This window comes from Ferrovibrio sp., assembly GCF_965278975.1.
Taxonomy (GTDB): Bacteria; Pseudomonadota; Alphaproteobacteria; order Ferrovibrionales; family Ferrovibrionaceae; genus Ferrovibrio.
The window spans coordinates 1222276-1244185 of record NZ_OZ257126.1 but is presented as its reverse complement, the minus strand read 5'-3'; the positions used below and the strand labels follow the sequence as shown (position 1 = coordinate 1244185).

Below are 21910 nucleotides of genomic sequence, written 5' to 3'. Positions count from 1 at the left end.
CATGCGCCGCGTCGTTGTCACCGGCCTCGGCATCGCCTCCTCGATCGGCAACAATGCCGCCGAGGTCACCGAGAGCCTGCAGCTCGGCCGTTCCGGCATCGTGTTCTCCGAGGAATATGCCAAGCTCGGCTTCCGCAGCCAGGTCTGCGGCACGGTGAAGATCGATCTCGAAGCCGCCGTCGACCGCCGCCAGAAGCGTTTCATGGGCGATGGCGCGGCCTATGCCTATCTCTCGATGGAGCAGGCCCTGGCCGATAGCGGCCTGGAAGAGCGCGACATCATCAACCCGCGCACCGGCCTGATCGTCGGTTCCGGCGGCCCCTCGACGCGCAATCTGGTGCAGGCCGCCGACATCACCCGCGAGAAGGGCGGCCCGAAGCGTATCGGTCCCTTCATGGTGCCGCGCGCCATGTCGTCCACCTGCTCGGCAGTGCTCTCCACCGCGTTCAAGATCAAGGGCCTCAGCTACTCGATCTCCTCGGCCTGCTCGACTTCGGCGCATTGCATCGGCAACGCCGCCGAACTGATCCAGTTCGGCAAGCAGGATGTGATGTTTGCCGGCGGCGGCGAGGAACTGGATTGGACGCTCTCCAACCTGTTCGATGCCATGCCGGCGATGTCGTCGGCCTACAATGCCACGCCGGAGCGTGCCTCGCGCGCCTATGACAAGGACCGCGACGGTTTCGTCATCGCCGGCGGCGGCGGCATCGTGGTGCTGGAAGAGCTGGAACATGCCAAGGCACGCGGCGCCAAGATCTATGCCGAGCTGGTCGGCTATGGCGCCACCTCGGACGGCGCCGACATGGTCGCGCCGTCTGGCGAAGGCGCGGTGCGCTGCATGCAGCTGGCGCTGAATGAAGCCAACCGTGGCCATAACGCGCCGGTGGATTACCTCAACACCCACGGCACCTCCACGCCGGCCGGCGATATCACCGAACTCAAGGCGATCCGCGAAGTGTTCGGCGAAGCCGTGCCGCCGATCAGCTCCACCAAGTCGCTCACCGGCCATTCGCTGGGCGCGGCGGGCGTGCAGGAAGCGATCTACTCGCTGCTGATGATGCAGAACAACTTTATCGCGGCCTCGGCCAATGTCGAAAATCTCGATCCTGGCGCGGAAGGCTTCCCGATCGTGCGCGAGCGTCGCGATGGCGTGACGTTGAACCGCGTGATGTCGAATTCCTTCGGCTTCGGCGGCACCAACGCGACGCTGCTGTTCCAACGCTACGACGCCTGAGAAACCGCAACCGGCAAAACCAAGAAGAACCGGAAAGCATTGCATGTCGGAAATTCGCGGCCTGATGGCCGGTAAACGCGGCCTGATCATGGGTGTCGCCAACGATCACTCGATCGCCTGGGGTATCGCCACCATGCTGGCGCAGCATGGCGCCGAACTGGCTTTCACCTATCAGGGCGAGGCTTTCGAGCGCCGCGTGCGGCCGCTGGCCGAAAGCGTCGGTGCCAAGGCGGTGCTGCCCTGCGACGTGGAAGATGAGGCCAGCCTCAAGGGCGCCATCGATGGTGCTGCCGCAGCACTCGGCGGTCGGCTCGATTTCGTGGTCCATGCCATCGCCTATTCCGACAAGGAAGAGCTGAAGGGCCGCTATCTCAACACCACGCGCAGCAATTTCAGCCGCTCGATGCTGATCTCCTGCTATTCCTTCACCGAAGTGGCGCGCCTCGCGGTGCCGCATATGACGGAAGGCGGCGCGCTGATCACGCTGACCTATGAAGGCTCCACCCGCGTGATGCCGAATTACAACGTGATGGGCGTGGCCAAGGCGGCGCTGGAAGCCAGCGTACGCTATCTCGCGGTCGATCTGGGTTCGCAGAATATCCGCGTCAATGCCGTGTCGCCCGGCCCGATGCGCACGCTGGCCGGCTCGGCCATCGGCTCGGCCCGCGCCACCTTCAAGTTCACCGCCCAGCACAGCCCGCTGCGCCGCAATGCCTCGCTTGAGGAAGTCGGCGGCTCGGCGCTGTTCCTGCTCTCCGATCTGGGCAGCGGCGTCACCGGCGAGGTGATCCATGTCGATAGCGGCTTCCACGCGCTCGGCATGCCCAACCCGGCCGATCTGGCCGGCGGCGAAGCTTAATACCCGCTGCCGACGCTTAAATAGCAGCAACCACAGGCACTTAAGCCCTGGTCGCCAGGCTGGTGCTGCGCGTGTCTAGCGTTAGCTTTTGCTCACCCGTTGCACGCTTAGCGGAAAATAACAGGGCAAAGACCCGCCAGTGGTAGTATTCCTGCGCCTTGTGAGCGCAGCGCGGGCCGGATCGTCTCCCCAGGGGGCGGGGGCCGGTGCTGCCGGAACCATTCACAGGCACAGGCAATAGCGGGCAGGCGGCGATAGCTGCCGCGCCGGCAACAGACACATGGCTTATCTCTTTGCCGATACCCGGCGGCGCCCCAAGCCGCCTCTGCCATCGGCGGTGTTCTTCTGGATCACCGCGATGCTGCCGGTATTGCTGTGCGTGGCCTTCGCCTGGCTGTTCCTGGAGCAGCGGCAGTTGCAGACGAGTACCGAGGAGCGCCGCATCACCCTGGAGATTTCGGCCAGCAACCTGACCCAGGGGCTGACCCAGTTGCTGAGTCTCGACGAACAATCGCTGCAATCGGACCGAGACCGCATCATGCTGCTGCTGCGGCTCGGCACCAATGAACTCGACAGCGCCATCGACCTGATGCGCAACGATGTGCGGCGCGACGTACAGACGGCGGTACTGGACCTGGAGCGCGACCTGCGGCAGTTGCGCGAGGCGATGCGCCCGCTGGAAGCCGGTGTCGATGGCAGCTGGCGTTCGGATTTCACCCTGCGCAATGCCTTGCTGCGTGTGCAGCAGAAGCATGAAATGCTGAGTGAACTGGTGCACCGGCACCAGAGCCAGCAGCTCGATAAGCTGCAACTGCGCCTCTATTTCACCATTGCCGGCGTCTTCCTTCTGCTGGTGATCGTGGTGGTGCGTCTGCGGCTGGCGATGCGGGCCGAGGCGGAGACGGTGCGCGACCTGATGGAAGCCGAGGCGGCCTTGCGCGAAAGCGACCGCCGGCTACGCGCCCTACTGCGTGCCGCAACGGAGAATGTCTGGATCGCGGATGGCCGGTTTGAGAGCTACCGCTTCAATCCGCCGCTGCGCATCGGCAAAGCTGAGCCAAAAGCCGATTGGAGCAGCCCGGAATGGATAGAGGTGGTGCATCCCGAAGACCGCGCCTCGGTCCGCAGCATCATTCGGGCCGGCTTCCGCCGCCGTGAGCCGATCCGCTGGGAATTCCGCATCAGTGATGGCGAAGGCGGCTGGCGCTGGATGGAATCGCGCGCCGTGCCGGAACTGGATGCGCAAGGCCGCATCGAGCAATGGCTTGGCCTGTCGATGGACACCACGGAACGCCATGTGGTGGCCGAGCAGTTGCGCCACGCGCACAAGATGGAAGCCATTGGCGCGCTGACCGGCGGCATCGCGCATGATTTCAACAATATGCTGGCAGTGATTCTCGGCAATCTGGAATTGCTGCAGGAGCAGGATCTGCCGCCGCAGCAGTCAAGCTGTCTCAGCAGCGCGATCAGTGCCGCTGAGCGCGGCAGCGAACTGACCCATCGCCTGCTGGCCTTCGGTCGCCGCCAGAGTTTGCGCCCGGTGGTGATTGATCTGGCGGCGCATCTGCCCAGCCTGCACAACATGCTGGGCCGCACGCTCGGCAGCAATATCGATGTGGTGCTGGCCTATGACCGCTCGCCGCTCTGCGTCAAGGTGGACCCTGCGCAACTCGACAATGCCATTCTTAATCTGGCGATCAATGCGCGCGATGCGATCAATGGCGCCGGTCGCCTGACCCTGACGCTTGATCGCGTCTATGGCCGATTTGTTGATGCCTTCGCCCTTGGCAGCGAGGATGCGCATCCCGATCCGGACCGCGTCTATGCCCTGTTCGCGGTCAGCGATACCGGCGGCGGCATGAGCCCGGAGGTAATGGCGCGGGCCTTTGATCCGTTCTTCACCACCAAGCCGGTCGGCCAGGGCAGCGGCCTGGGCCTGAGCATGGTGCATGGCTTCGTGCGCCAGTCGCAGGGCTTCATCGGGGTGCAGAGTGCCCCGGGCGAAGGCACCACGATCCGCATTTTCCTGCCGGTGACCACGGAACGGCTGGCCGCTGCCGCGCCGGTGAATGTTTCAAGGCCGGCCTCTGCCGCCCTGCCCACTGCCATGGATAAAGCAACGGAAACCCCCGCAGCGGCAGCGATTCCCGCACCTGCTGCCACGCCGCCCGCCCCTGTGACGAATGCCGCCGTGACGAATGCCGCCGTGACTGATGCCGTCGTGACTGATGCCGCCCCCAGCGGCGGTTACCGCATCCTGCTGGTGGATGACGACGATGATGTGCGCAGCGTGCTGGGCTGGATGCTGACCGCCCTGGGTCATGCGGTGACCGAGGTGAATAGCGGTGCCGCCGCCATGGAACGGCTACAGGCCGGCGACCGCTTCGATCTGATGATCACGGATATCCAGATGCCGGGCGGCCTCAGTGGTGTCGATCTGGCGCGCCAGGTGACGCTGCATCGCTGGATCGGCCACATCATCTTCTTGTCCGGCTCGGAACCGCCGGCCGACAGCCTGAAGCGGCAGACCGGCCATAATCATGCTTTCCTGCGCAAGCCGATCCGCAAGCAGGATCTGATCAACACAATCGAAACCACGATGGCACAACCGGAGTCCTGGTCATGACGAACCCGCATCTGATGATCTGCGACGACGAGGCCGCAATCTGCGCCATTGTTGGCCGGGTGGCGGTGCAGCTCGGCTACACGGTGACGGAGGTGACCCGGTCAACCGATTTCGATGTGGCCTTCGCACGGCAGAAGCCGGATATCGTGGTGCTGGATGTGGTGATGCCGGATCGCGATGGCATCGAGATCGTGATGTGGCTGGCGAAACAGGGCTATGACGGCAAGGTGCTGCTGGTCTCCGGCTACGATCTGCAGCATGCGCATAACGCGGTATTGCTGGCGGAATGCCGTGGCCTCAACATCATCGGCACCCTGCGCAAGCCGGTGCCGCTGCGCGATTTGCGCCAGGCGCTGGCGGCTTAAGCTGCCGCCGTTCAGTCCGGCTGGATTTTCGCCGCCCGCACCACTTCACCCCAGCGCTGCTTCTCACGCGCGATCAGCTGCGCGAAGGCTTCCGGCGTGCCGGCGGCGGTCAGCGCGCCATCTTCCGTGATGCGGCGATGCGCATCGCCGCTGCTCAAGGCCTTGGCGGCTTCCGCCTGCAGCAGATCAACCACGGCCTTCGGCACCCCGGCCGGCGCCATCAGGCCATACCATTGCGAGGTCTCGAAGCCGGGGAAGCCGCTTTCGGCGATGGTCGGCACATCCGGCAGCGAGGAAACCCGCTTGGCCGAGCCGACCGCGATCGGACGCAGCTTGCCGGCCTTGATATGGCCGAGGATCGGCGGGATGCCGTTGAAGGTGAGCTGCACCTGGCCGCCCAGCAGGTCGGTCAGCATCGGGCCGGTGCCGCGATAGGGGATATGGGCGATATCCACCTTCGACTGCAGCTTGAAATATTCCATCGCCAGATGGCCGGCGCTGCCATTGCCCGCCGTGCCGTAATTCAGCTTGCCGGGATTGGCCTTGGCATAGGCGACGAGCTCAGCCAGGGTTTTCACCGGCAGGTCGGGATGCACCGCGATCACGTTCGGCACCAGGGCCAGCAGGGTGATCGGCGCGAAATCCTTCTCGGCGTCATAAGGCAGCTTGGCCCCGAACATCGCCGGGTTCACCGCCAGGGTGCCGACATGGCCCAGGATCAGCGTGTAGCCATCGGGCGCGGCACGCTTGGTTTCCTCCATGGCGATATTGCCGGCGCCGCCGGCCTTGTTCTCGACCACGAATTGCTGGCCCAGCGCACTGGAATAATGGTTGGCCAGCGAGCGCGCGATGATGTCGGAGGAACCGCCCGACGCAAACGGCACCAGGAAGCGCACCGGCTTGGCCGGATAGCTTTGGGCCTGGGCATGGCCAAGCGAGAGACAGAAAGCGGCGGCGGCGCCAATGATGGCGGCAAGCATTTTCATAAACGTTTCCCCCGATATTCGGTGTGGTCACTATGCGCCCGCCGCCCCGCCTTGCGGGAGTGAAAAATGCACCCCGACAATATTTCCCCGGAGCCGGGGCTGGATCAGGGCCGAGGCCGGGAGCAGAGTGCCGCCAAGCAAAATCTCCCCTCCTTTTCCGCGTGCCGTCATGTCGCCTCGCCATATCCTGCTCGCCATTCTGATCATGGCGATCTGGGGCTTCAATTTCGTCGTCATCCGGTTCGGCCTCGATGCCTTCCCGCCGCTGCTGTTCAACGGCCTGCGCTTCACCGTCGCCAGCCTGCCCTTCCTGCTGTTCCTGCGCAGCCCGGGTGTGCCGTGGCGCTGGGTGCTCAGCACCGGCCTGGTGCTCGGCATCATGAAGTTCAGCCTGCTGTTCCTGGCGATGGACCATGGCCTGCCGGCGGGCCTGGCTTCCGTGGTGATGCAGGCGCAGGCGCTGTTCAGCGTTGCCTTCGCGGCTTTGCTGCTCAGCGAACGGCCCGGGCCAATGCAATGGGCCGGGCTGTCGATTGCAGCCCTGGGCCTGGGCGTGATCGGTGTCGATATGGGGCTGGATGCCAGCTTCATGGCTTTCGCCATCGCCATTGCGGCGGCGGCCTGCTGGGGTTTTGCCAATATCCTGACGCGCAAGGCGGCGGCGCCCAATCCGCTCGCCTTCATGGTCTGGGTCGGCGCCGTGCCGCCGCTGCCGATGTTCGCGCTGTCCTGGATCTTCGAGGGCGAGGCGCAGATCATGGCGGCCTTAAGCGGCCTCGACCTGCGCGGCATCCTCTCGGTGCTCTATATCGGCCTGCTCTCCACCACGGCCTGCTTCGCTGCCTGGAGCCTGTTGCTGCGGCAGTATTCGGCATCCCTGGTGGCGCCCTTCACCCTGCTGGTGCCGGTTTTCGGCCTGGCCAGCGCCGCCCTGGTGCTGGATGAAACGCCGTCGACGGTGAAATACGCCGGCGCCGCGCTGATCCTACTCGGGCTGATGGTGAATGCCGGGCTTATCAGGCGCCTGGTACGGCGCCGCCCGGCCATGGCCTGAAGCGTTACAGCTTCAGCGCCAGTTCGCGGATGGTGGCGCGGCAGGAATCCGCCGTGCGTTCCAGATAGTCGCGCGCCTCGGGCCGCAGGTCATCCTGCTGCAACTGTTCATTGATCGAAGCCAAAATAGCCCGCAAGTGCCTGATCCGCACCGACATACTCTCATCCCCCACAAGGTGTTCCATCGGGCGGAGCTTGGCTGATTCGTGGTTAATAAAGTTTATCCGACGGCGAGCTGATCGGCATTTTACCCGACCAGAGCTTGCAGGAGGCCAGATTGTCTACTTAAACCGTGACGTCGGCGTTACGCCCCATGCCGCGCGGACGCGAACCGGCGCGGTCGGTGCGGGCTTCGGTGGCGTTGGCGTTGTTGTCGGCATTGCGGCCCTTGTCGCCGCGGCTGCCGGCGGAACCGCCGGAATTGCCCGAGGCGGTGGCCGCCATGCGGGTTTCGGTGCGCACGCCAAGCGCCGCCACGCCAGCAACCGCCTGGGCGGCGGCTGGTCCCTGGTTGTTGGTCTGCTGCGTCGGCGCGGTGGCGACGGTCGGCAGCAGGCCGGGGGCGGGGGCGATCAAGCTCATAAGGATAAAGTAGGCCGATTTGGCTCAACCGCAACAAGAAGGTTGCGAAAAACGCTGCGGCGAGCGAGGGTTAACCATGAAACCGCCGCAAAAGAAACCAGTGGGTGCATTGCAGCGCCTGGTGAACGCGCTTTTCGTGCCGGGTGATAAGCCGAAACCGGCCGCGCAGCCATCGGCCGGGGGGCGCAAAGCCGACCCGCGCGCCGAACTGGCGCGGCTGATCCGCTCGATCCGCGCCAAGATGGATCCGCGTCTGCTGAAACTGGCCGAGAAGGTGGCGCGCAAGGGGCCGCCGACCACCGATCACGAGCGCGCCATGCTCAGCGTCGAACTGTTCCTGGCGCAGAAGAATGATGGCGGCGCCTTTGCCGACAAGCTGCGCGCCAAGCTGGAAGAGGAAAAGCGCCGCGGCGGGCCGACACGGCACTGATCTCTTAGCGGCTTAATGCAGCTGCCGCGCCGGCGGCTCGTCATCCTTGGTCGCGGCATCCTTGGTGACGGCGGGCGCAGCTTCCTCCGCACCAGCCGGGGCATCGGCCACGGCACTTGCAGCCGCCGCTTCATCGCCGCGCTTGTGGCGCTCATGCGCCCGCAGGCTGAACGGGATCGAGATGATATAGGCGATTTCCAGCGCCGCCAGGGTGTACCACGGCTCGTTCATCAGCAACGCCGCCAGCACACCGACGCCCAGCAGCACCGGCAGCACCGCCTCGCGCTTCACCCGCACGCGCTTGAAGGAATAGGTCGGCACCTTGCTGATCATCAGGAAGCCGATGCCCAAGGCCCACACGGCATTGAGGAAGGGCGAGCGGAACAGCGCCGAATCCACTTCCAGGCTCAGGATCATGAACAGCAGCGACAGGCCGGCGCCGGCGGGCGACGGGATGCCGGTGAAGAAGCTGCCGGTCCAGACCGGCTTCTCGGTATCTTCCAGCGCGGTGTTGAAGCGCGCCAGGCGCAGAGCCGTGCAGGTGGCAAATGCCAGCACCACCAGCCAGCCGGGATTGCCGTTGCCGAGATCGTGCAGGGTCCAGAAATACAGCACCATCACCGGTGCGACGCCGAAGCAGAGGAAATCGGACAGCGAATCAAGCTCGGCGCCGAAACGGCTGGCGCCCTTCAAAAGCCGCGCCACGCGGCCATCCAGCATGTCGAACAAAGCCGCCACGGCAATCGCGGCAACGGCGTATTTCCACTGTCCGGCAATGGCGAAGCGGATCGAGGTAAGGCCCGAGCAGAGCGCGCAGATGGTAAGGATATTCGGCGCCAGCATGTTCAGCGGCAGCTTGCGCAGGCGCGGCGGCGGCTTGATCAGCATGCTTCGATCCTCTCCAGCAAACCGGCGCTCAGCGGATTTCGCCGCCGCGCGCCGCTTCCTCGGCTTCATCCTCGGCGATCACGGTTTCGCCGCCGATGGTATTCTGGCCCACCACCACCAGCGGCACCATGCCATCATCGAGATAGACATCGACGCGGCTGCCGAAGCGGATCAGGCCGAAGCGTTCGCCGGCCTTGTAGACCTGGCCTTCGCGGGCTTCGCACAGGATGCGGCGCGCCACCAGGCCGGCGATCTGCACCACCGCCACTTCCTTGCCGCTTTCCAGCTTCAGCTTCATCGACTGGCGCTCGTTGTCGGTGGAAGCCTTGTCCAAAGCCGCATTGAGGAACTTGCCCGGGCGGTAGGCCAGCGCGGTGACGCTGCCATCCACCGGCGCACGGTTCACATGCACGTTGAACACATTCATGAAGATCGAAATGCGCAGCCGGGCATCGAAGCCCATGCCGAGTTCCTCCGGCGGCACCGCGCGCTCGATCATCTGCACCACGCCATCGGCCGGCGCGATCAGCAGGGTCGGCAGCGCCTTGCCATCGGGGCCGGGCTGGCGGATCGGGGTGACGCGCGGCGGGTCGCGGAAGAAATAGGCGCACCAGGCGGTGAGCACCACGCCAACCCAGCCGAGCGGGGTGGCGATCCAGAACAGCACCAGGGTGCCCAGCGCGAACAGCGCGATGAACTTCCAGCCTTCGCGGTGGATCGGCACCAGAACCGAACGGATCGTGTCCATACTCGTTAAGCCTCAACAGGTTGAATGCAGTGCCGCATTGTACCGGCAATGCCCATAACCTGAAAGGCTCAGAGTATGATGACACCATATTGGTGCATTACGCCGGGGTGAATTTGGCCTTCGGGTAGGAGCACGGCGCAGCACGTAGTGGGACTACGGGCAAGCCGTGCGACGCACCCGAAGGCCAAATTCACCCGGCCCGCAGGGTTTCGCCTGGAGGCGGCATCCACGTCGTCGAAACGCTTGCAGGTACCGTCAGGTACCTGCTGCGCGCTCCTCCTAGTGGCTACCGCCTCCAGGCGAAACGTAGTGCATCAATATGGTGTCATCATGCTCTAAACCGTGCTGGCTTCCAGCCGCTGCTCGGCTTCCGCAGCTTCAAGTTGCCGCCGCCAGAGCCGGGCATAGAGGCCGTCACGCGCCAGCAGGGCCTCGTGCCGCCCGCGTTCCGCCACCCGGCCGCTTTCCAGCACCACGATCTCGTCGGCATCCACCACCGTGGAGAGACGATGCGCGATCACCAACGTGGTGACGCCCTGGGCGGCGGCGCCGAGCGCCTGCTGGATTTCGCGCTCCGTATGCGTATCGAGTGCCGAGGTGGCTTCATCGAACAGCATCACGCGCGGCCGTTTCAGCAGGGCGCGGGCGATGGCGACGCGCTGCTTCTCGCCGCCGGAAAGTTTCAGGCCGCGCTCGCCCACCATGGTCTGGTAGCCATCGGGCAGCCGTTCGATCAGCGGTTCGAGCTGCGCCATCCGCGCCGCCGCGCGCATTTCCTCCTCGCTCGCCTCGGGCCGGCCATAGGCGATGTTGTAGGCGATGGTGTCGTTGAACAGCACGGTATCCTGCGGCACGATGCCGATGGCCTGCCGCAGACTGAGCTGCGTCACGCTGCGGATATCCTGGCCATCGACGCGGATGGCGCCGCCGGTGATATCGTAGAAGCGGAACAGCAGGCGCGACAGCGTGCTCTTGCCCGCGCCCGAGGCGCCGACCACGGCGAGCTTCCTGCCCGGCGCGATGCGGAACGAGACATTCTGCAGGATCGGACGGCGCGGATCATAGGCGAAGTCGACATTGTCGAACTCGACCTCGCCGGGGCCGGGCGCCAGCAGCGCGGCATCGGGCGCGTCCTGCACTTCGGCGGGCACATCCAGCAGGGTGAACATCGCTTCCATGTCCACCAGGCCCTGCTTGATTTCGCGATAGGCGAAGCCGAGGAAGTTGAGTGGCAGGTAGAGCTGGATCAGGTAGGTGTTGACCATGACGAAATCGCCCAGCGTCATGGAACCGTCACGCACGCCCATGGCGGCCAGCACCATCACGCCGATCAGGCCGATGGCGATGATGACGCCCTGGCCCAGATTCAGCGCCGACAGCGTCACCTGGCTTTTCACCGCGGCGCGTTCATAGCGGCTCAGCGCCTCGTCGAAGCGGCGCGCTTCATGCGCCTCGTTGGTGAAGTATTTCACCGTCTCGTAATTCAGCAGGCTGTCGACCGCGCGGGTATTGGCGCGTTGGTCCTCCTCATTCATCTCGCGGCGATACTTGGTGCGCCATTCGGTGAACAGCAAAGTGAAGGCGATATAGCCGGCGATGGAACCCACCGTGATGGCGGAGAATTCCCAGCCATACAGCGCCCACAGGATGCCGCCGACGAGGAAAATCTCCACGATCGTCGGCACGATGTTGAAGGTCATGAATTGCAGCACGAACTGGATGCCCTTGGTGCCGCGTTCGATCACGCGGCTCAGGCCCCCGGTCTGGCGTTCGAGGTGGAAGCGCAAGGAAAGCGCATGCATGTGGTGGAACACTTCCAGCGCCAGATTGCGGATCGCCGATTGCGCCACCTTGGCGAAGATCGCGTCGCGTGCCTCGCCGAAAGCCTGGGCGCCGACGCGCGCCAGGCCATAGGCCATCACCACGCCGACAATGGCGATCAGCGCCGTGTGGCCATCGCTCTTGGTCATGTCGAGCAGGTCGATGGCGCGCTTGTAGAGATACGGCACGCTGACATTGATCAGCTTGGCGAAGATCAGGAAAAGAATAGCCAGCACCACGCGGCGGCGCAGGTCGGCGCGGTTCTGCGGCCACAGCCGGCTCAGCAGATCGGTGGCGAAGCGGCGCCGCTTGGCCGGGTCTTGGCCCTGGCGCTGGGGCGGCGGAAAAAGGATCGGCATGGGACCTGAAGCAATAAGGGGGCGGGACTTGCGCCGCTCCGGGGCCGGGCGTATTGATTCCCCAACCCCAACCATACAGTTACCTCGGGAGCGACGCGATGAAGGTGGTTAGTTTCACGGCGAATGGCAAGGCCTCGTACGGGGTCGTCGGCGCGGATGGCAAGGTGGCCGATGTCGGTGCCGTGCTGGGTGCCACCTACCCGGACCTGGTGGCGGTGCTGAAGGCCGGCGCGCTGGCCAAGCTGGGCGAAGCCGCCGCTGCGGCGCCGAAGCTGGGCGCGGTGGAAAGCCTGGACCTGCTGCCGGTGGTGCCCAATCCGGGCAAGATCATCTGCATCGGCGTCAATTATGACGAGCATCGCCGCGAAATGGGCCGCGAGCCGCCGGGCCACCCGACCTGCTTCGTGCGCTTCCCGGAAAGCCAGGTTGCCCATGGCAAGCCGCTGCTGCGGCCGCAGGAATCGGAACGCTTCGATTACGAGGGCGAACTCGCCATCATCATCGGCAAGGAAGGCTTCAAGGTTTCCGAAGCCGATGCCTATTCGCTGATCGCCGGCTATAGCTGCTACATGGATGGTTCGATCCGCGACTGGCAGAACCACACCAGCCAGTTCACCCCGGGCAAGAACTTCCCCGCCACCGGCGGCTTCGGCCCCTGGATGGTCTCTGCGGATGAAATCCCCGACCCGCAGAACCTGACGCTGGAAACCCGCCTCAACGGCCAGAGCGTGCAGAAATCCGGCACCGACCTGATGACCTTCAACATCCGCAAGATCATCAAGTATGTCACCACCTGGGTGGCGCTGAAGCCGGGCGATGTGATCGCCACCGGCACCCCGGGCGGCGTCGGCGCCAAGCGCACCCCGCCGCTGTGGATGAAGGATGGCGATGTCGCGGAAGTGGAAATCAGCGGCGTCGGCCTGCTGCGCCACCCGGTGAAGAACGCCTGATCCTATAAGCCTACTTGGCGTCGATACCGACGGCTTCCGCGACAGAGCGGAAGCCGTCTTGCTTTAACAGCGCCGCCAAGTCGCGGTTGATGCGGCTGGCCAGGCCCGGGCCTTCATAGACTAGGGCGGAATAGAGCTGCACGGCTGAAGCGCCGGCGCGGATCTTGGCATAGGCATCCTTGCCGCTGGCGATGCCGCCGGTGCCGATCAGGGCAACCTTGCCGCCAAGCCGGGCATAGAGCTTGCGCAGTATCTCGGTGGCCGGTGCCAGCAGCGGCGCGCCGGAAAGCCCGCCGGTCTCGGCCTTGTTCGGGCTTTTGAGGCTTTCGGGCCGCGCGATCGTGGTGTTGGTGGCGATCAGGCCATCCAGTTTGTGTTCCAGCGCCAGCTCGGCGATGTCGTCGAGGTCGGCATCGGTGAGGTCGGGCGCGATCTTCACGAAAAGCGGCCTTGGCTTCTGCTGCCGCAACGGCACCAGCCGCGCCAGCAAGCCGACCAGTTCCTCGCGGCCCTGTAGGTTGCGCAGGCCCGGCGTGTTCGGCGACGAAACATTCACGACACAGAAATCCACCAGCGGCGCCAAAGCCGCGTAGCCGATGGCGTAATCACCGGCGCGGTCCGTGCTGTCCTTGTTGGCGCCGAGATTGGCGCCGACCAGACCGGCCTTGCGCTGGCGCGCGGCGAGGCGGGCCACCGCCGCATCCAGGCCCTCGTTGTTGAAGCCCATGCGGTTGATCACCGCGCGGTCGGCTTCCAGGCGGAACACGCGCGGGCGCGGATTGCCCGGCTGCGGCCGGGGTGTCACGCCGCCGATCTCGACATAGCCGAAGCCGAGCCGCAGCATGGCATCGGGCACTTCCGCATTCTTGTCGAACCCGGCGGCGAGGCCGACCGGGTTCGGCAGCTTCATGCCGGCGATGCTGGTTTGCAGCATGGCATCGCGATAGGGCGCGGTGAAACCGAGGGGCAGGCCGAGCGAGAGCAGCCGCAGGCTGGCGCGGTGCGCATCCTCGGCATCGATATGGCGCAGCAGTGGCCAGGCGACGGACGTATAGAGGCTCATGCTTGCTCCAATCGGTAAGAGCGCAGAATCTGCGGTTCCAGCGAGGGATAGCGCGCGTTGCGCAGCAAATCCAGCCGCCGCGCGGTCCATTCCACGCCACAGGGCAGCGCCGCCACGCGCGCGGCGAAATCGCCGGGCAGGGCCTGCGGCATGGCATAGCGCAGCAGCGTGCAATGCACCAGCGGATAAGGCGGATCATAGCATCCCGGCGGCGGCGGCACCTTGTCCAGCAGGCGCTGGCGCAGGGTGAGCAGGCGCGGATCGGGCGGGGCCGCGGCGATGACACCGAGCGAGGCGGCGATCAGGCGATCAAAGCGCCAGTGAAAAGGCTGCGGCTCAATGGCGGCCAGTTCCGCCAGCGCGGTGGCGCCGATTTCCGCCCAGTAGGCATCCTTGTCATAGGCATAACGCGGCTGGCCGATGACATGCAGCGAGACATGCAGCCGTGCCGGCGGCACGCGCCAGAAGGTGCCGGGCGGCGCTATGGCCGACACGGCATCGCGCAGGGCTTCGAGTTGATGCTGCACATCCTCGGGCGCGGCGGCCTGCAAGGTGTAGGAAACCTGCGCCGTCTCCCAATGCGGGTCGCGGATGAACTCAGCCGGGCCGGGATCAGTCGAGATCGGGGAAGACATGGCGGCCATCGGCTGCAAGCGGCAGCGGCACCACGCGATAGGCTTGGCGCGGCTGCAATACGCCATAGAGATGCGGGAAAAGCTGGCCGCCGCGGGCAGGTTCCCAGCGCAAAGCCGCGCCGAGCGTCTCCGCCTGCACGAACAGCAGCAGCAGGTCGTCGCGGCCCTTGCGGTGCTTGGCAGCGGACTCGACTACCTGTTCGGCGGTGGAGAAATGGATGAAGCCATCGCGCAGATCGTCGCCCGAGCCGGCATAGCCGCCGCTCAGTTCCGCCGCGCGCCAATCGGCCAGCGCCGCCATGTGGTAGATAATGGTCATGGTCTGAGCAATAGCCGATTCGACGCGGGTTTCCTAGAATCTGCCACGGGTCAGAAGCGGCTGAGCGCGTGTTTCTGCACCGAGGCCTGATCCAGCTTGGCCTCGATGCGCAAGAGATGCTCGGTGAGCCGGGTTTCCACATCCTTCAGCGCGCCGACCGAGGCATAGCTTTGCGCCACTTCCAGCTTGTAATCGGCCAGCGCGGCGCGCGTGGCCTGGATCGCCAGGCGGCAATCGCGCGCCACGGCCTCGATGGCCTGTTCGCCCTGCTCGCGCTGGCGTTGCAGCATCCAGAACAGGCCGGCCAGGGCGGGCAGTTCCACGGCAGAAAGCCACCAGGCGAAATCGACGGGCAGGCTGCTCATGGTTTCATCCTTCCGAATTGCGCAGGGGATCGAATTGCGTATCGGCCTGGTTGGCGTCATGGCCCGGGCGCCAATCCTGGCGGCGCGGGCGCGGCGATTGCACCAGGCGCACCGGCTCGGCCAGCAGGCAGCCGGCCACTGCATCCAGGCCATCATCGCGCGCCCGGGCATTGCCGGGCCGCCATTCGCGCATCTCGATGATCAGCGGTGAAGCCAGCACGCTGTCATGCGCATGCAGCATGCCGGCGGCCAGCGGGGCATCGAAGGCGGCGAGAATGCGCGCCTGTTTTGCCTGGCGCGAGACATGCTCGATCACGCTGGCGCCGCTGCCGTTGCGGCTCAGCGCGCCGCGCAGCAGGCTGGGCAGGAACTTGCCGATGCCATTGCTCTCGACGCGGATGCTGGGTAGATGCAGCGCCAGCATGAACGCCGCCACCTGATCGCAGAGCTGGTTGGCTTCGTCCTGTTCGTCGAGCCGCGCCGGATCATGGGTGAGATAGGCGATGCGGTGCAGGTAGTAGCGGCCCTCGGCATCGCTGAACAGGGCGGCGACGGCGCTCCTGTCGCCGCGTTCGGGCGCACCGAAAGCCGGATCCCAGAAGCAGCTGGCCGAAACCAGCCGCGTGGCGCCCAGGCTCAACACCAGGCGGCCGCCGGCCTCGCGCGTTGCGATGTCATCGCCATAGCCGCGCAGCAGGGCGGGATCGAGGCGACCTTCCATGCTGTTGGTCGGCTGCAAGAGAAGCTCGACGACGAAATTCGAGTGGTCGAATTGCGCTTGAGCGCGGCGCGAGGCGTCATCCAGCAGGCTGGTAACAGGTCCGGCGCCTGGTCCGGCGCCTGGTCCGGCACCTGGCCCGGCGCTGGCCGGATCCAGGTCACTGCCGGGCTGGAAGGCGAACCAGCGCGACCAGGGCGGGGTAAGCTGGGCCAGCAGGCTGGCGGCCAGCTGGTCCACGGCATCGGCGGCGGTGCCGTCATAGAGCGGCATGGCAGCGTTATTTACCTGATTTGTTCTTGTGCTGCTTGCGGCAGACGCAGCCAACGGCAGGGTCAGGGCATAGCATTCCTGCCAGCGGCTTTCCCAAGGCGAGCGGGCGGCCTTGGCGGCGGCATAGCGGCGGCACAGCGCCCCTGCCTTGTCGGTGGTCGGATCGGCGGCAGCCAGCATGGTCATTCCCCGATCAGGGATTTGCGCGCCGGCTGAGCGGGGGCCAGCGAAGTGGCGGCTAGATCAGCAACACCGCGATAGGAGGTGGCAATGGTTTCGCCCTGGGCGCGGCGGCGGCGCTCGCGGGCAACGCGGGCAGCGGCTTCCGCCGGGTCCTCGGCCGGCAGCGGCGCCACTACCGGTGCCGGAGGATTGGGACTGCTGAAAATGCCACCCATCGCTTTTCTCCTCTGGCCGGCCTGGCCTGCCGCCCTGGCTGCGCTGTGCCCGATCCAGGCCCGGAAGGCCCGCCACCGTGGCGCGATATACGCGTTTTGTTCCTGTCTGACTACGGTATAATGCAGGATCAAATAACCGTCAAGAGAGTATTTTCTTAAAAATAAGAAAAGTTGCCATGGTGTACATATTATCCAGCTATGTATTCCCAATAGGCGCTTCACGGCTTCGACACAGGAAAACGGCAGCGGCGGTGCCAGGCGGGGCGGTGCCGGGCGCAGCGGCACGGTCAGGGCAAGGCGGCCTTCGAGGCGCAGCCGTGCCGCCAGGTCCAGGGCATCGGCCAGGACATCGCCGTTGCTCGGGCGAAAGTCCAGGTCCAGCCGGTGTGATAGCGGATCAAGCCGCAGCCAGCCCTCGGAATGGCGGTAAAATGCATAGCAATGGCGAAATCCGGGCTTCAGTCCGCGCAGCCACCACAGCCCGGTCTGGTCGGCGAAAACCACTACCGCCAGAGGCGGCGTGGCCGGAGGTGCGGGTGATCCGGCTGCCCTGGCCGGGCCGGGCAATAGCCCCGGCAAAGCCGGACGAAGCGCCTGCGGCGGCGGCTCTAGATCAGGGCGGGGCAGGAACATTGCGGGGCTCTGGCAGGTGTGATAATTGGTGTATAAATAGAACAATATGCGATCATAGAATGATAACCACGGCTTTTTTGGAGTAATTTCCTTGCGAATTCTCATTTCCCGGTCCAATCCCATAGTCAAAAGCGGCAAAATGTAAGACAATGTTCCCATGTTGACGCATAAAGCGATCTGGGCCGCCATCGATGGCCTCGCCGAACGCTATGGCCTGACTGCGTCGGGCCTGGCGCGCAAGGCAGGGCTTGATCCGACCACCTTCAACCGCTCCAAGCGTGAAGCGGCGGATGGCCGCCAGCGCTGGCCCTCCACCGAGAGCATCGCCAAGGTGATTGAGGCCACCGGCGCCAGCATCGGCGAGTTCATGGAGGTGCTGGTCGATTCCAGTGGCAACCGTGGCGCCGCTTTCCGCATCCCGATGATCGGCTTCAGCCAGGCCAGCCAGCCCGGCCTGTTCGATGATGCTGGCCTGCCGCTGATCCAGAATGGCTGGGAACGGCAGCCGTTCCCCGATCTTGGCGATGATCTCGCCTATGCGCTTGAGGTGAGCGGCGAAAGCCTGCTGCCGATCTACCGCGATGGCACCAGGCTGGTGCTGTCGCCGCGCGCGCCGACCCGGCGTGGCGACCGCGTGGTGCTGCGGCGGCTGAATGGCGAATTGCTCTGCCGGCAGTTGCTGCGCAAGACGCTGACTCGCGTCGAACTCGCGGCTTTCGATCCGGCCCAGAGCGAGCGGAATCTGGGCGAGCGCAGCCTGGATGTCACCGATATCGCCTGGATGCATCGCATCGTCTGGGCCTCGCAATGAGCCTGATCGCATCATGAGCCTGCAGGCGGCGCTGGCGCGGCTGCCGGTGCTGGTGGCCGATGGTGCCGGCGCGATCTGGCTCGAAGGCGGTGCCGAGGCCCGCCCTGAAAAGCTGGATGCCGAAACCGCCGGGCGCCGCGCCCGGGCCGTGCCGCCGCTGCTGGTGCATGGCCGCGCCACGGCCGCAAGGCTGGGCCTCAATCCATTTCCGAGCTTCGATCTGCTCGATCTTTTCGCCTTCGTGCGTCCGGCGCGCTTCTGCCTGCCCACGGCGCGTGGCCTGCTCGAAGCCGTCGGCATGGCTGAGCCGTCGAATGTTGTCGATCTGGCCCCGGCCTTGCGCCAAGCGGCAGAAAAGCTGCTCGGCGAATTGCGCCTGATGGATCCGCACAAGCTGCGCCGTGTCATGCGTATCGCCGCCACCATGCAGCGCGCCGGCTGGCCCTGGGCGCCGTTTGCCATCGAGGCGATGGCGCCGGAACCGGTGCCGGCGCGGCTTGGCCTGGATGTGTGGAGCGATCTGCCGGACTGGGCCGATTTCGCGCCGCTGCCGCCGCCCGATACGCAGAGCGTGTCGCCGATGGAAGCACGCGAACGGTTGCAGCGCCTGCTCGGCGATGCCGCCGAATTGCGCGAGGCGCAGGCCGATTATGCCGCCACGACTGCTTTGGCATTCGCGCCGCGCGCCGAGGTCGGCATGCCGGAAATGGTGTTGAGCGAAGCCGGCACCGGCATCGGCAAGACGCTCGGCTATATCGCCCCGGCCTCGATCTGGGCCGAGAAGAATGGCGGCACGGTGTGGCTTTCCACCTACACCAAGAATCTGCAACGCCAGCTCGACCGTGAACTCGACCGGCTCTATCCCAATCCGACCGAGAAGGCGGTGAAGGTTGTCCTGCGCAAAGGCCGCGAGAACTATATCTGCCTGCTCAATCTCGATGATGCGAGCCAGTCGGCGGCGGCGCGGCCCGTGGATATCATCGCGCTCGGCCTGGTGGCGCGCTGGGTGCAGTCGACACGTGACGGCGATATTGCCGGCGGCGATTTTCCCTCATGGCTGATCGATCTGCATGGCCGGGGCCGCACGCTCGGGCTGACCGATCAGCGTGGCGAATGCATTCATGCCGCCTGCCCGCATTACCGCAAATGCTTCATCGAACGCGGCCTGCGCCGGGCGCGCCGCGCCGATATGGTGATCGCCAATCATGCCCTGGTGATGATCCAGGCTGCGCTCGGCAACGAGGATGATGGCACGCGGCCGCTGCGCTATGTGTTCGATGAAGGCCATCACCTGTTCGAGGCCGCCGATGGTGCCTTCGCCGCGCATCTTTCGGGCCAGGAAGGCATGGAACTGCGCCGCTGGCTGCGCGGGCCGGAAGGCGGGCGCCGCAGCCGCGCGCGAGGCCTTGGCAATCGCATCGGCGATCTGCTCACCGAGGACAGCCAGGCCCGCCAGGCGCTGGACAGCCTGATGGAAGCGGCGCGTGCCCTGCCGGCGGAAGGCTGGGCGCTGCGTATGCAGGAACAGCCCGCAGATGCGGCGCCGCCGGCAATCGGCGAGCGTTTCCTCTCCGAAGCGCGCAAACAGGTGCTGGCGCGCAGCCGCGAGCCGGACAGCCCCTATGGCCTGGAATCGCCGACGCGCGAGCCGCTGCCGGGGCTGGTGGAAGCGGCGGCGGATTTCGCCCGCGCCCTGCAGAAGATGCTGGCGCCGATGGCAACCCTGATCAAGGCGCTGAATGCAAAGCTCGATGATGATACCGCCGATCTCGATAGCGCCACGCGTGGCCGCATCGAAGGCGCCTTGCGCGGCCTGACCCGGCGCAAGCTGACGCTGGAAGCCTGGGCCGCGATGCTGAAAAGCCTGGAGACCGAGACACCGAAGGAGTTCGTCGACTGGTTCGCGCTGGAACGCGATGATGGCCGCGATCTCGATCTCGGCCTCTACCGCCATTGGCTTGATCCGATGCGGCCGTTTGCCGAAGCGGTGCTGAAACCCGCCCATGGCGTGGCGGTGACCTCGGCCACGTTGCGCGATCTCAATCCGGCGCTCGGCGATGCAGCGCCGGAACAGAGCTGGCAGAATGCAGAAATCCGCTCCGGCGCGCGGCATCTGCCGCAGCCGGCGCGGCGTGCGTCATTCTCTTCGCCTTTCGACTATGCCAACCGCACGCGCATCTATGTCGTCACCGATGTGCGGCGCGATGATGTCAATCAGGTCGCGGCCGCCTATCGCGAGCTGTTTCTTGCCGCCGGTGGCGGCGGCTTGGGCTTGTTCACCGCCATCTTCCGGCTGCGCGCGGTGCAGAAGCGCATCATCAAGCCTTTGGCCGATGCCGGCCTGGCGCTCTATGCCCAGCATGTCGATCCGCTGGATAACGGCACGCTGGTGGATATTTTCCGCGCCGAGGAACATTCCTGCCTGCTCGGCACCGATGCGATGCGCGATGGCGTCGATGTACCGGGCGCGGCCTTGCGCCTCGTTGCCTTCGACCGCGTGCCCTGGCCGCGCCCCGATCTGCTGCACAAGGCGCGGCGCGCGGCTTTCGGCGGCCAGGCCTATGACGATCTGCTCACGCGCCTGAAGCTGAAACAGGCATTCGGCCGGCTGCTGCGCCGCGCCGATGATTTCGGCGTCTTCGTGGTGCTGGATGCGCAATTGCCCACCCGCCTGCTCTCGGCTTTTCCATCCAGCGTCGAGGTGCGCCGCGTCGGCATCGCCGAGGCTGTCACCGAGACGCGCAGCTTCCTCGCCGGCATGCAGGCATCGCTGATCAGAACCCCTTCAGCTCTGCCTTGATCACGGCGAAAGCCTCGGGCCGCAGGCTGAGGTTGATGTGGTTGATGCCGGGCAGCACGCGCACCTCGGCATCCGGGCGCACGGCTTTCAGTTCCGGTTCATAGGCGGTGGCATTGAAGAGTTCGTCCTGCTCGCCGATCAGCACCAGCGGCGCGCGCTGCTGGCGGCGGTAATCGGCGGCATAGTCTTCATGCGCCTTGAAATTGGCCCAGAGCCGGAAGGAATAGGTATAGGGCTTGCCCGCGCTGTCCTGGCGCGCGAAGGCCAGCACCGGCAGATGCTGATAGATATGCAGGCCCGATTGCTCCAGTACCGCCAGCGCGATCAGGCGCGGCAGATAGGCCACGGCCCAGCCGCCGCCATTCTGGCGATAGGTCGGCGAGCGTGGATGCAACATCGGCGCCAGCAGCATGATGCGCTCGAAGCGTTCACCCAGCTTGGTGCCGGCAACGCGCAGCGCGAAGCCGCCGCCAGCTGAAAAGCCGATCAGGCCGAGTTTCGCGCCTGCCGGTGCGAGGCCCAGCGCGTCTTCCAGGTCCTGTTCCATCTGGCCGATGAAATCGATATCGCCCAGCCGGCCGCTGGCGCCGTGGCCGCGCATGTCCAGCGTGATCACGGTGGGACCGTTCGCTTCATTCAGCGCCACCGCCATGGCGTGCATGCCTTCCGCCGAACCGGTGGAGCCATGGATCAGGAACAGTGCCGCGTCCTGGCGGCCGTCATAGCGGCGATAGCCCAGGCTGCTGCCATCGCGGCTCTTGAAGCTGAGCAGCGGCGGCACCATGCCCTGCTGCGCGCGCGCTTGGGCGATGGCCGGTTCCAGCAGCACGGCCAGTGGTGGCGGCGGTGCGCTGGTGCCGAAGGCGATCATGCCGGCAAGCAATGCACCAGTGCCAAGTACAAGAGCGAGGCCGGCAATGGCGGCGCGGCGGAACAGGTTCGGCATGGTTTCCTCCAGATATGCTGGCGCGTCTCATAGCTTTAAAGCGGCGGC

General features: G+C 65.6%; 21 protein-coding genes. 9 read left to right on the top strand and 12 right to left on the bottom strand.

What is annotated here, in order from left to right:
• The first annotated feature begins 1 nt into the window (after window position 1).
• From fabB to ACQY7X_RS05920, 4 genes are all read left to right on the top strand, one after another.
• Window positions 2–1234 (top strand): beta-ketoacyl-ACP synthase I, encoded by a 1233-nt coding sequence (gene fabB / locus ACQY7X_RS05935; RefSeq protein ID WP_428248935.1) that lies wholly within the window; start codon window positions 2–4, stop codon window positions 1232–1234.
• 43 nt (window positions 1235–1277) lie between these two features.
• Complete coding sequence (locus ACQY7X_RS05930) at window positions 1278–2093, top strand: enoyl-ACP reductase FabI (RefSeq protein ID WP_428248934.1); 816 nt, start codon at window positions 1278–1280, stop codon at window positions 2091–2093.
• A gap of 280 nt (window positions 2094–2373) precedes the next feature.
• Window positions 2374–4719 (top strand): response regulator, encoded by a 2346-nt coding sequence (locus ACQY7X_RS05925; protein WP_428248933.1) that lies wholly within the window; start codon window positions 2374–2376, stop codon window positions 4717–4719.
• Window positions 4716–5084, top strand: a complete 369-nt coding sequence (locus ACQY7X_RS05920) for a response regulator (protein ID WP_428248932.1) — start codon at window positions 4716–4718, stop codon at window positions 5082–5084. Before ACQY7X_RS05925 ends, ACQY7X_RS05920 begins: the two co-directional genes overlap by 4 nt.
• 11 nt (window positions 5085–5095) lie before the next feature.
• Here ACQY7X_RS05920 and ACQY7X_RS05915 read toward each other — a convergent pair whose 3' ends face one another.
• Window positions 5096–6070, bottom strand: a complete 975-nt coding sequence (locus tag ACQY7X_RS05915) for a Bug family tripartite tricarboxylate transporter substrate binding protein (protein ID WP_428248931.1) — start codon at window positions 6068–6070, stop codon at window positions 5096–5098.
• A 169-nt stretch (window positions 6071–6239) separates the two neighbouring features.
• Between ACQY7X_RS05915 and ACQY7X_RS05910 the strand changes: the two genes are divergently transcribed.
• Window positions 6240–7124 carry an EamA family transporter gene (locus ACQY7X_RS05910; RefSeq protein ID WP_428248930.1) on the top strand — a complete coding sequence of 295 codons (885 nt, stop codon included), beginning with the start codon at window positions 6240–6242 and terminating at the stop codon, window positions 7122–7124.
• Between the two features lie 284 nt (window positions 7125–7408).
• Here ACQY7X_RS05910 and ACQY7X_RS05905 read toward each other — a convergent pair whose 3' ends face one another.
• On the bottom strand, window positions 7409–7705 hold the full coding sequence (locus ACQY7X_RS05905; protein ID WP_428248929.1) for a hypothetical protein: 297 nt from the start codon (window positions 7703–7705) through the stop codon (window positions 7409–7411).
• Window positions 7706–7781: 76 nt separating this feature from the next.
• On the opposite strand from ACQY7X_RS05905, the gene ACQY7X_RS05900 reads away from it, so the two are divergent.
• Complete coding sequence (locus tag ACQY7X_RS05900; RefSeq protein WP_428248928.1) at window positions 7782–8135, top strand: hypothetical protein; 354 nt, start codon at window positions 7782–7784, stop codon at window positions 8133–8135.
• Window positions 8136–8147: 12 nt separating this feature from the next.
• On the opposite strand, the gene ACQY7X_RS05895 is transcribed toward ACQY7X_RS05900, so the two are convergent.
• The 3 genes from ACQY7X_RS05895 to ACQY7X_RS05885 all read right to left on the bottom strand — a co-directional run bounded on the left by ACQY7X_RS05895 (window position 8148) and on the right by ACQY7X_RS05885 (window position 11951).
• Window positions 8148–9023, bottom strand: coding sequence for a CDP-alcohol phosphatidyltransferase family protein (locus tag ACQY7X_RS05895; RefSeq protein WP_428248927.1), 876 nt, complete (start codon window positions 9021–9023; stop codon window positions 8148–8150).
• A gap of 28 nt (window positions 9024–9051) precedes the next feature.
• Window positions 9052–9771 (bottom strand): phosphatidylserine decarboxylase, encoded by a 720-nt coding sequence (locus ACQY7X_RS05890; RefSeq protein WP_428248926.1) that lies wholly within the window; start codon window positions 9769–9771, stop codon window positions 9052–9054.
• A 335-nt stretch (window positions 9772–10106) separates the two neighbouring features.
• A complete protein-coding gene (locus ACQY7X_RS05885) occupies window positions 10107–11951 on the bottom strand; it encodes an ABCB family ABC transporter ATP-binding protein/permease (RefSeq protein WP_428248925.1) in 1845 nt (614 codons plus the stop codon).
• Window positions 11952–12049: 98 nt separating this feature from the next.
• Here ACQY7X_RS05885 and ACQY7X_RS05880 point away from each other — a divergent pair, with 98 nt between their 5' ends.
• Window positions 12050–12901, top strand: a complete 852-nt coding sequence (locus ACQY7X_RS05880; protein ID WP_428248924.1) for a fumarylacetoacetate hydrolase family protein — start codon at window positions 12050–12052, stop codon at window positions 12899–12901.
• Window positions 12902–12911: 10 nt separating this feature from the next.
• Here the strand turns inward: ACQY7X_RS05880 and ACQY7X_RS05875 are convergent, their stop codons facing one another.
• From ACQY7X_RS05875 to ACQY7X_RS05850, 6 genes are read right to left on the bottom strand one after another with little or no spacing between them, the layout of a single operon-like run.
• The gene (locus ACQY7X_RS05875) at window positions 12912–13964 is read right to left on the bottom strand and encodes a quinone-dependent dihydroorotate dehydrogenase (protein ID WP_428248923.1); all 1053 of its coding nucleotides are present in this window, start codon (window positions 13962–13964) and stop codon (window positions 12912–12914) included.
• Window positions 13961–14599, bottom strand: coding sequence for a 2'-5' RNA ligase family protein (locus ACQY7X_RS05870; protein ID WP_428248922.1), 639 nt, complete (start codon window positions 14597–14599; stop codon window positions 13961–13963). Before ACQY7X_RS05870 ends, ACQY7X_RS05875 begins: the two co-directional genes overlap by 4 nt.
• Window positions 14577–14918: a DUF952 domain-containing protein gene (locus ACQY7X_RS05865; protein ID WP_428248921.1), complete on the bottom strand. Its 342-nt coding sequence runs from the start codon at window positions 14916–14918 to the stop codon at window positions 14577–14579. Before ACQY7X_RS05865 ends, ACQY7X_RS05870 begins: the two co-directional genes overlap by 23 nt.
• A gap of 50 nt (window positions 14919–14968) precedes the next feature.
• On the bottom strand, window positions 14969–15283 hold the full coding sequence (locus ACQY7X_RS05860; RefSeq protein WP_428248920.1) for a hypothetical protein: 315 nt from the start codon (window positions 15281–15283) through the stop codon (window positions 14969–14971).
• Window positions 15284–15287: 4 nt separating this feature from the next.
• Window positions 15288–16460: a portal protein gene (locus tag ACQY7X_RS05855; RefSeq protein WP_428248919.1), complete on the bottom strand. Its 1173-nt coding sequence runs from the start codon at window positions 16458–16460 to the stop codon at window positions 15288–15290.
• A complete protein-coding gene (locus ACQY7X_RS05850; RefSeq protein WP_428248918.1) occupies window positions 16457–17494 on the bottom strand; it encodes a hypothetical protein in 1038 nt (345 codons plus the stop codon). Before ACQY7X_RS05850 ends, ACQY7X_RS05855 begins: the two co-directional genes overlap by 4 nt.
• On the opposite strand from ACQY7X_RS05850, the gene ACQY7X_RS05845 reads away from it, so the two are divergent.
• Both ACQY7X_RS05845 and ACQY7X_RS05840 read left to right on the top strand, forming a co-directional pair.
• On the top strand, window positions 17463–18116 hold the full coding sequence (locus tag ACQY7X_RS05845; RefSeq protein WP_428248917.1) for a S24 family peptidase: 654 nt from the start codon (window positions 17463–17465) through the stop codon (window positions 18114–18116). The genes ACQY7X_RS05850 and ACQY7X_RS05845 overlap by 32 nt on opposite strands.
• A gap of 13 nt (window positions 18117–18129) precedes the next feature.
• Window positions 18130–20916 carry an ATP-dependent DNA helicase gene (locus ACQY7X_RS05840; RefSeq protein WP_428248916.1) on the top strand — a complete coding sequence of 929 codons (2787 nt, stop codon included), beginning with the start codon at window positions 18130–18132 and terminating at the stop codon, window positions 20914–20916.
• Here the strand turns inward: ACQY7X_RS05840 and ACQY7X_RS05835 are convergent.
• Window positions 20891–21862, bottom strand: coding sequence for an alpha/beta hydrolase (locus ACQY7X_RS05835; protein WP_428248915.1), 972 nt, complete (start codon window positions 21860–21862; stop codon window positions 20891–20893). The genes ACQY7X_RS05840 and ACQY7X_RS05835 overlap by 26 nt on opposite strands.
• Window positions 21863–21910 lie beyond the last annotated feature (48 nt).

Coding starts and splice junctions, on each gene's coding strand:
- fabB (WP_428248935.1), top strand. CDS start 2: ATGCGCCGCGTCGTTGTCACCGGCCTCGGCATCGCCTCCTCGATCGGC.
- ACQY7X_RS05930 (WP_428248934.1), top strand. CDS start 1,278: ATGTCGGAAATTCGCGGCCTGATGGCCGGTAAACGCGGCCTGATCATG.
- ACQY7X_RS05925 (WP_428248933.1), top strand. CDS start 2,374: ATGGCTTATCTCTTTGCCGATACCCGGCGGCGCCCCAAGCCGCCTCTG.
- ACQY7X_RS05920 (WP_428248932.1), top strand. CDS start 4,716: ATGACGAACCCGCATCTGATGATCTGCGACGACGAGGCCGCAATCTGC.
- ACQY7X_RS05915 (WP_428248931.1), bottom strand. CDS start 6,070: ATGAAAATGCTTGCCGCCATCATTGGCGCCGCCGCCGCTTTCTGTCTC.
- ACQY7X_RS05910 (WP_428248930.1), top strand. CDS start 6,240: ATGTCGCCTCGCCATATCCTGCTCGCCATTCTGATCATGGCGATCTGG.
- ACQY7X_RS05905 (WP_428248929.1), bottom strand. CDS start 7,705: ATGAGCTTGATCGCCCCCGCCCCCGGCCTGCTGCCGACCGTCGCCACC.
- ACQY7X_RS05900 (WP_428248928.1), top strand. CDS start 7,782: ATGAAACCGCCGCAAAAGAAACCAGTGGGTGCATTGCAGCGCCTGGTG.
- ACQY7X_RS05895 (WP_428248927.1), bottom strand. CDS start 9,023: ATGCTGATCAAGCCGCCGCCGCGCCTGCGCAAGCTGCCGCTGAACATG.
- ACQY7X_RS05890 (WP_428248926.1), bottom strand. CDS start 9,771: ATGGACACGATCCGTTCGGTTCTGGTGCCGATCCACCGCGAAGGCTGG.
- ACQY7X_RS05885 (WP_428248925.1), bottom strand. CDS start 11,951: ATGCCGATCCTTTTTCCGCCGCCCCAGCGCCAGGGCCAAGACCCGGCC.
- ACQY7X_RS05880 (WP_428248924.1), top strand. CDS start 12,050: ATGAAGGTGGTTAGTTTCACGGCGAATGGCAAGGCCTCGTACGGGGTC.
- ACQY7X_RS05875 (WP_428248923.1), bottom strand. CDS start 13,964: ATGAGCCTCTATACGTCCGTCGCCTGGCCACTGCTGCGCCATATCGAT.
- ACQY7X_RS05870 (WP_428248922.1), bottom strand. CDS start 14,599: ATGTCTTCCCCGATCTCGACTGATCCCGGCCCGGCTGAGTTCATCCGC.
- ACQY7X_RS05865 (WP_428248921.1), bottom strand. CDS start 14,918: ATGACCATTATCTACCACATGGCGGCGCTGGCCGATTGGCGCGCGGCG.
- ACQY7X_RS05860 (WP_428248920.1), bottom strand. CDS start 15,283: ATGAGCAGCCTGCCCGTCGATTTCGCCTGGTGGCTTTCTGCCGTGGAA.
- ACQY7X_RS05855 (WP_428248919.1), bottom strand. CDS start 16,460: ATGACCATGCTGGCTGCCGCCGATCCGACCACCGACAAGGCAGGGGCG.
- ACQY7X_RS05845 (WP_428248917.1), top strand. CDS start 17,463: ATGTTGACGCATAAAGCGATCTGGGCCGCCATCGATGGCCTCGCCGAA.
- ACQY7X_RS05850 (WP_428248918.1), bottom strand. CDS start 17,494: ATGGCGGCCCAGATCGCTTTATGCGTCAACATGGGAACATTGTCTTAC.
- ACQY7X_RS05840 (WP_428248916.1), top strand. CDS start 18,130: ATGAGCCTGCAGGCGGCGCTGGCGCGGCTGCCGGTGCTGGTGGCCGAT.
- ACQY7X_RS05835 (WP_428248915.1), bottom strand. CDS start 21,862: ATGCCGAACCTGTTCCGCCGCGCCGCCATTGCCGGCCTCGCTCTTGTA.